Source organism: Ameyamaea chiangmaiensis (assembly GCF_013376175.1).
GTDB lineage: Bacteria > Pseudomonadota > Alphaproteobacteria > Acetobacterales > Acetobacteraceae > Ameyamaea > Ameyamaea chiangmaiensis.
This window is the reverse complement of sequence record NZ_JABXXR010000137.1, coordinates 1-7,246: the sequence shown is the minus strand read 5'-3', so window position 1 is coordinate 7,246 and position 7,246 is coordinate 1. Positions and strand designations below refer to the sequence as shown.

The following is a 7,246-nucleotide window of genomic DNA, read 5'->3' as shown; positions in this document are numbered from 1 at the left end:
GTTGCGACGCAGGGTCACGGTGACGAGACGGCGCTGTGGGCGATCACGGCCAGACGCGGCGGGGCCGCACGCCGGTCATGGACACATCGGCTGGCCCGGCACCGTCTGCGTGACGATTTCGAACGCGTCCAGGCGGGCGCGCGGCCCGCCCTGTGGCATGAGGACTGGCGCCATGCCTGGTTGTCGTCGCCGACCTTCAACCGTCCCGGCCTCGACCCCGCGTCCGGGTTGCAGGGGGGGCGCTTCGGACTGGGGACTCTTGGGCAGCTTCTGCCGGAGTTGCTAGGCCTGTATGCCTCGCGCGGGGTGCCGATCATGCATGAGGCCGTGTTGCCCGGGGCGGTCGACTGCGGCACGCAGGACCACGGCATGGCGGCGATCCTGAACGGAATCGCGTCGCACGGCGGCCTGCTGGCGGTCGGTGCCACGGCGTTCGTCGCGGTGGACCGCATGCGCCCGGCCCTGAGGCTGGCGGCGCTGTTGCGACGGCAGGTCGTGCACCTGTTGCTGGATACCGGAATTGCACCCGGGGAAGAGGGCACGTTCTGGCAGCCGGTCGAACAGCTGGCCAGCCTGCGCGCCATGCCGAACATGCGCGTGTTCCGCCCCGCCAATGCCTTCGAGGTCATGCATTGCCTCGAACTGGCGCTGGAGCGGCGGGACGGGCCGACACTGGTCGCGCTGGGCGAGACGCGCCCGGAGACCGGTGCGATCGGCATGAGCGACACAACCAGCCGGACGCGGGCCAGCGGCTGCGTGCGTGGCGGATACATCGTGACCGACGCCGAGGGGGGCACACGCCATGCCACCCTGATCGCCAGTGGGGCCGAGGTCGGCCTTGCGCTGGCCGCGCGGATGCGGCTTCTGGCGTGGGGGATCGACACGGCTGTCGTTTCCCTTCCATGTTGGGAGTTGTTCGCCGCCCAGTCCCCGGCGTATCGTGCCGCCGTCATGGGGGACGCGCCACGCGTCGGGATCGAGGCCGCCGCCGGATTTGGCTGGGAACGGTGGCTGGGCGACACGGGTGTGTTCATCGGCATGGACGAGTTCGGCACCAGCGCCCCCAACAGCGAGCGCTATCGCCAGTTCGGCATCACGCCGGGCGCGATCTGCGCGCGCGTGCGGGAATTTCTGTCTGCCCCGGGCGCGGTGCCCGGCGGTGCGGGCACGGAAGACGGGCCGGTGACCCGGTGCGATTGAGCACGCGGTCATCCCCGGAGTTTTGACACTTGACCGGGTCCACACTGCGGGCGCGCGTCACAAGGGAGTGAAATGAATGGCTGTTAAAATCGCCATCAACGGTTTCGGTCGCATCGGTCGTCTGGTACTGCGCGGCATCATCGAGAGCGGCCGCACGGACGTCGTGCCGGTCGCGATCAACGATCTCGGCTCGGTCAAGGACAACGCCCATCTGCTCAGCTACGACAGCGTGCATGGCCGCCTGAACGCCGACGTGCGGGTCGAGGGCAACGCTCTGGTCATCACCGCCAACGGCCGCACCTATGCGCCGATCCACGTCTCGGCCGAACGTGACCCGTCGAAAGTGCCGTTCGAGGGCGTGGACGTGGCGATGGAATGCACCGGCCTGTTCACCACCAAGGAAAAGGCGCTGCCGCTGCTGGCCGCCGGCGCGCGCAAGGTCATCATCTCCGCGCCCGCCGACAGCGTCGACGCCACGATCGTCTATGGCGTCAACCAGGACGTGCTGACGTCGGACATGACCGTGATCTCCAACGCGTCGTGCACGACCAACTGCCTCGCCCCGGTCGCCAAGGTGCTGGACGAGGCGTTCGGGATCGAGCGCGGCTACATGGTCACGATCCATTCCTACACCGGCGACCAGCGCACGGTGGACACGCTGCACAAGGACCCGCGCCGCGCCCGCGCTGCGGCCCTGAACATGATCCCGACCTCCACGGGTGCGGCGCGTGCCGTGGGTCTGGTCCTGCCGCATCTGAAGGGCAGGCTGGACGGCACCGCGATCCGCGTGCCGACGCCCAATGTCTCGCTGGTCTCGCTGGACTTTGTCCCCGCGCGCATCCCGGCCTCGGTCGAGGCGGTGAACGAGGCCGTTCTGGCCGCGTCGCAGGACGGTCCGCTGAAGGGCATCCTCGCCTACAACACGGCGCCGCTGGTCAGCTCGGACTTCAACCATTCGATCGCGTCGTCCACGTTCGATGCGACCCAGACCTCGCTGGTCGATGGCGGCAAGCTGGTGCGCATCTGCGCGTGGTATGACAACGAGTGGGGCTTCTCCAACCGTATGTCCGACACGGCGGCCGTGTTCGGGACCCTCTGATCGTGGCGTCGTTCAAGACGCTGGACGGGCTGGAGGCGGCGGGCAAGAAGGTTCTTCTGCGCGCCGACCTCAACGTGCCCGTCCGCGATGGCCGCATCACCGACACCACCCGCATCGAGCGTCTGGTGCCGACGATCCGCGAACTGGCCGACAAGGGCGCGAAGGTCATTCTTGTCAGTCATTTCGACCGGCCGAAGGGCAAGCGCGTCCCTGACATGTCGCTCGAACCGGTTGCCACCGCGCTGGCGACGGCCCTCGGCCGCCCGGTCAACTTCGCCCATGACTGCATCGGCCCTGATGCAGAGGCGGCGATCGAGACACTTCGCCCGGGCGAGATTCTGGTGCTGGAAAACACCCGCTTCCATGCCGGCGAAGAAGCCAACGACGCAGATCTGGCGCGTCAGTTGGCTGCGCACGCTGATATCTACGTCAATGATGCGTTTTCGGCCGCGCACCGCGCCCATGCTTCGACCGAGGGCGTGGCCCGGTTCCTGCCGTCCTTCGCCGGGCGTCTGATGGAAGCCGAGCTCAACGCACTGGACGGCGCGCTGGAAAATCCGGAGCGGCCGGTCGGCGCAATCGTCGGCGGGGCCAAGATCTCCACGAAACTCGACCTGCTGGGCAACCTGCTGGGCCGGGTGGACGTGCTGATCATCGGTGGCGCGATGGCAAACACGTTCCTCGCAGCGCAGGGCGTAGCCATGGGCAAGTCCTTGCAGGAGGCGGACATGCACGCGACCGCGTTGCAGATCCTCGCCGATGCGAAGGCCCGTGGCTGCGAGATCATCCTGCCGGTCGACGCGGTGACGGCGACCGAGTTCAAGGCCGGCGCGGCGAGCAAGGTCGTGCCCGTGACCGCGATCGATGCGGAAGCGATGATGCTCGATGCCGGTCCGGAGACGGTCCGGTTGGTGTGCGCCAAGCTCGCCTCGCTCAAGACGCTGGTGTGGAACGGCCCATTTGGTGCGTTCGAGATCCCGCCCTTCGACACGGCGACCAACGAGGTAGCCCGTGAGGCCGCCGCCCTGACCGAAAAGGGCGCGCTGCGCAGCGTTGCCGGAGGCGGCGATACCGTGTCGGCCCTGCGCCATGCGGGGGTTCTGGACCGCATGAGTTACGTGTCGACGGCGGGCGGCGCGTTCCTCGAATGGCTGGAAGGCAAGACGCTGCCCGGTATTCTGGCGCTGACCGCCGTGGCACAGGATGCGGCACCGCTCTGACGTGCCGTTTACCTCTCCTTTACCGGCCGTCCGGTAGAGGAGAGGCATGATCTCCTCCCTGCCGGCCGGACAGGACGCGACGCCGGTGCCCACAGGCCCGCGTCCCGCCCTCGCCCCGATGACCGCCGCATCCGCACGCACGCGGAGCCCTACCCCCTCGACCGGGGACGAACGTACCGCGCCGCCGACGTCGCTGGCGCACGTGCCGCGCACTGCCTGGACGCGGCGTGGCACACTGCTGAATGTCGTCGTGTAGACACACTGCCGCCGGGCGCGATCACGTTTCGCAACACGGCGAAACACTCGGCGCATTTTAGTTGCGGGCGGCAGATGCGCGCATGCACGATGAGTTCCACGGGAGGTCGATCGATCGCGTGGACTTGATCCTCTCGAACAAAGAGAGAGATCATGACGTCGCGTTCCATCCGGGTGAGTGGCGCAGTGGGAGCAATGCTCCTGTCGTCCGCGCTGCTTTCACCCCTTCACGTCGCCCTTGCCCGCACCGCCGTGCCCGATACGCGGGCCACCCCGCCCATATCCGCGACACTCGCCAGCGCCACCGTCTTGCCCGCCACCGCGACCGTCGTGCGGCCAGCCCGCCGAGCCATCCGGCTGACGGACACGTCGCTGCCGACGCCGTCGGCCACGCAGGTCGACGCCCCCGCAGGCGCATCCCTTACACACAGCATCTCCGCCGAACAGCCTGCTGACGGGTTCAGCGCGGCCCCGGTTCCCGACGACGACATGCGCGCGCCGATGCGACGGGGGCAGGACCTTACGGCCGCCACGATCGAGCCTGATCTCTTCTCCCGCTCACGGCATCTGGAAGGCAGCGGCTTTTCTGATGGATCACAGGCCAGCGACCGTCGGCGCGGCCACGGCTCGGCTGCCGCCGGGCTGCAGCTGACCGTCCCGGTCCTGCAGTAGCGCCCCCCGTTCAGGAACGCGACGGACGGGCGCCTGGCAGACGCCCTCAGGCGGCTGCGTCGTCGCTGACCGCACCCTTGATCAGGCTCAGCGACGTGCCGACGAGGCCGTTGGCATAGTCGATCGCCGAGAACGGACGCAGATCCTCGGCCTGCTCGCCGACCCCGACGGCATGAACCGGCAGCTTGAACCGATCGGCCAGCGCAACGACGATCCCGCCCCGGGCGGACCCGTCGAGCTTGGTGATCACCAGACCGGTCACGTCCACCAGTTCCTTGAACACGCGAACCTGCTCGATCGCGTTCTGCCCGATCGTCGCGTCGAGCACGAGCAGAACCGAGTGCGGCGCGGTCTCGTCGAACTTGCGCATCACGCGGATGATCTTCGCCAGTTCCTCCATCAGCGCGCCCTTGTTGTGCAGGCGTCCGGCGGTATCGATCAGCAGAAGATCAGCCCCCTCCGCCCGGGCGCGCTTGATCCCTTCGAACGCCAGCCCGGCCGCGTCGGCTTCGGGCTTGCCGGCGATCACGGGCGTTCCGGTGCGCTGGCCCCAGACCTGTAACTGCTCGACCGCGGCCGCGCGGAAGGTGTCCCCAGCGACCATCATCACCTTCAGCCCCTGTTCGCCGTAGAAACGCGCGAACTTGCCGATGGTGGTCGTCTTGCCGGTCCCGTTGACGCCCACGACCAGCACGACATGCGGGTGGTGACTGGGGTCGGGCGCGAACGGGATGGCCACGGGCGCCAGAACGCGGGCGATCTCCTCGGCCAGTGCGGTGCGCACTTCCTCGTCGGTCACTTCCTTGCCGAAGCGGCTGGACCGAAACGACTCGATCACCCGGTCGGCCACGGCGGGACCGAGATCGGCCGTGATCAGAACGTCTTCGAGCTCTTCCAGCGCCTCCTCGTCGAGACGACGGTGCGTGAACGCCGCATTCAGCCCGCCCCCAAGCTTCTGCGTGGAGCGGGAGAGGCCTTCCTTGAGGCGGGAGAAAAATCCGAGTGCCATGTCAGACTGTCTCGGCCAGCAGCGTGCCGCCGTCAACCGCCGCCGCGCGCAGGGTCAGGATGCGCCCGACCTCTGCCGTGCCCGACGCAAGCCGGACGGGCGCGAATTCCTCGGAATGGCCGCTTGTCTCGGTCTCCATCAACACCCGCAGCGTCCGACCGCGCAGGGTCGCCAGATAGGCGCCCAGCGTCGCCTCGCCGACCGCGCGCAGGGACGCGGCCCGCGCCTTACGCGACGCCTTGTCGATGGCCGGCATCCGCGCGGCGGGCGTGCCGGGGCGTTCGCTATAGGGAAAGACGTGCAGATATGGCAGTTGCTGATCGCGCACGAAGGCCAGTGTCTCCTCGAACAAAGCCTCCGTCTCCGTCGGGAAACCCGCGATCACGTCCGCGCCGATCCCGATCTCGGGCCGAAGGCCGCGCGCGCGTGCGATCACGCGCGCGGCGTCCTCGACCAGATGGCGACGCTTCATGCGCTTGAGGATCATGTCCGACCCGGCCTGCAGCGAGAGATGCAGATACGGCATGAAGCGCGGCTCGTGCGCCAGAAGCACCCAGAGATCCTCGTCGATCTCGACGGGGTCGACGGACGACAGGCGCAGGCGCTCCAGCTCCGGCACCAGCGCCAGCAAACGGCGGCACAACTGGCCCAGTGCGGGCTGCCCGGGCAGGTCGCCCCCCCACGAGGTGATGTCGACGCCCGTCAGCACGACCTCCCGGTAGCCTGCCCGCACCAGGGCGCGGACCTGTTCGACCACCGCCCCCACGGCGACGGAGCGCGAGGGCCCGCGGCCGAACGGAATGATGCAGAACGTGCAGCGGTGGTCGCAGCCCTGCTGCACCTGCACGAAGGCCCGGGTCCGGCCGGCGAACTCGGTCACCAGGTGGGCGGCCGTCTCACGCGCGGCCATGATGTCGGAGACGGCATCCCCGGCGCCGAGACTGGCCTCGGACCAACTTTCGGCGCGCAGCTTTTCCTCGTTGCCCAATACCCTGGTCACACCCGGCAGCCCGGACCAGCGCGCGGGATCGATCTGTGCGGCGCAGCCGGTGACGACGATCCGCGCGGTGGGCCGATCGCGGTGCGCGCGGCGAATAGCCTGCCGCGCCTGCCGTTCGGCTTCGGCCGTCACGGCGCAGGTGTTGACGATGATCACGTCGTCCAGCGCCGTGGCATGATTGCGCATCACCTCGCTCTCATACGTATTGAGGCGACAGCCGAAGGTCAGGATGTCCGGGGCCTTGCTCATGCCGACACGGCCGCCAGAGCGACATGGCCATCGAACGCGACGACCGCCGGGCCGGTCATCCACACATCGCCGCGTCCCGCCCGCTCCCAGACGATATCGAGGTCGCCACCGTCCATCGTGACGCGGCAGGCATGGCCCACAAGCCCCTTCCGCATCGCGTTGACGGCCGCCGCACACGCCCCCGAGCCGCAGGCAAGGGTCAGGCCTGCGCCACGTTCCCACACGCGCAGCCGCAGATGATCGTCGCCGATGCGTTGCGCAAAGCCGATATTGGCGCCTTCGGCGAACAGGGCGTGTCGTTCCAGCGGCGCGCCGCGCACCGCCGGATCGACGCTCGCCAGATCGTCCACAAAGAAAGTGACGTGGGGGTTGCCCATCGACAGGGCCGCCGGTGAGCCGTCGATCGGCAGCATGAGCGTGTCACAAGCGTCCGTCAGGGGCACCGCGTCCCAGGCCAGACGCGGCGCGCCCATGTTCACGCTGATGCGGCCGTCCGCCTCGACCCGCCCCGGCAACAGCCCGGCGCGCGTCTGCAGGGTGAC

General features: G+C 68.7%; 8 protein-coding genes. 5 read left to right on the top strand and 3 right to left on the bottom strand.

Features of this window, described 5'->3' with window-relative positions; all coding sequences use genetic code 11:
- The 5 genes from HUK82_RS13145 to HUK82_RS13125 form a co-directional block, all read left to right on the top strand.
- Positions 1 to 1,200, top strand: a 1,200-nt coding sequence (locus HUK82_RS13145; protein WP_394367503.1) for a transketolase-like TK C-terminal-containing protein, incomplete at its 5' end; no start/stop codon positions are given.
- A gap of 76 nt (positions 1,201 to 1,276) precedes the next feature.
- A complete protein-coding gene (gene gap / locus HUK82_RS13140; protein ID WP_176614393.1) occupies positions 1,277 to 2,299 on the top strand; it encodes a type I glyceraldehyde-3-phosphate dehydrogenase in 1,023 nt (340 codons plus the stop codon).
- Entirely contained in the window at positions 2,296 to 3,519 is a 1,224-nt protein-coding gene (locus tag HUK82_RS13135) for a phosphoglycerate kinase (protein ID WP_176614394.1), read from the top strand. The genes gap and HUK82_RS13135 overlap by 4 nt, the downstream gene beginning before the upstream one ends.
- A 46-nt stretch (positions 3,520 to 3,565) precedes the next feature.
- Positions 3,566 to 3,775, top strand: a complete 210-nt coding sequence (locus HUK82_RS13130) for a hypothetical protein (protein WP_176614392.1) — start codon at positions 3,566 to 3,568, stop codon at positions 3,773 to 3,775.
- A 152-nt stretch (positions 3,776 to 3,927) separates the two neighbouring features.
- A complete protein-coding gene (locus HUK82_RS13125) occupies positions 3,928 to 4,446 on the top strand; it encodes a hypothetical protein (protein WP_176614391.1) in 519 nt (172 codons plus the stop codon).
- Between the two features lie 46 nt (positions 4,447 to 4,492).
- Here HUK82_RS13125 and ftsY read toward each other — a convergent pair whose 3' ends face one another.
- The 3 genes from ftsY to dapF form a co-directional block, all read right to left on the bottom strand.
- Positions 4,493 to 5,455, bottom strand: coding sequence for a signal recognition particle-docking protein FtsY (gene ftsY, locus HUK82_RS13120; RefSeq protein WP_176614390.1), 963 nt, complete (start codon positions 5,453 to 5,455; stop codon positions 4,493 to 4,495).
- 1 nt (position 5,456) lies between these two features.
- The gene (gene mtaB, locus HUK82_RS13115; RefSeq protein ID WP_176614389.1) at positions 5,457 to 6,704 is read right to left on the bottom strand and encodes a tRNA (N(6)-L-threonylcarbamoyladenosine(37)-C(2))-methylthiotransferase MtaB; all 1,248 of its coding nucleotides are present in this window, start codon (positions 6,702 to 6,704) and stop codon (positions 5,457 to 5,459) included.
- Positions 6,701 to 7,246: diaminopimelate epimerase (gene dapF, locus HUK82_RS13110; RefSeq protein ID WP_176614388.1), on the bottom strand; the 546-nt coding region annotated here is incomplete at its 5' end. The genes dapF and mtaB, both read right to left, overlap by 4 nt.

Bases quoted from the DNA above. Each gene is read 5' to 3' on its own strand.
- gap (WP_176614393.1), top strand. From the start codon at position 1,277: ATGGCTGTTAAAATCGCCATCAACGGTTTCGGTCGCATCGGTCGTCTG.
- HUK82_RS13130 (WP_176614392.1), top strand. From the start codon at position 3,566: ATGATCTCCTCCCTGCCGGCCGGACAGGACGCGACGCCGGTGCCCACA.
- HUK82_RS13125 (WP_176614391.1), top strand. From the start codon at position 3,928: ATGACGTCGCGTTCCATCCGGGTGAGTGGCGCAGTGGGAGCAATGCTC.
- ftsY (WP_176614390.1), bottom strand. From the start codon at position 5,455: ATGGCACTCGGATTTTTCTCCCGCCTCAAGGAAGGCCTCTCCCGCTCC.
- mtaB (WP_176614389.1), bottom strand. From the start codon at position 6,704: ATGAGCAAGGCCCCGGACATCCTGACCTTCGGCTGTCGCCTCAATACG.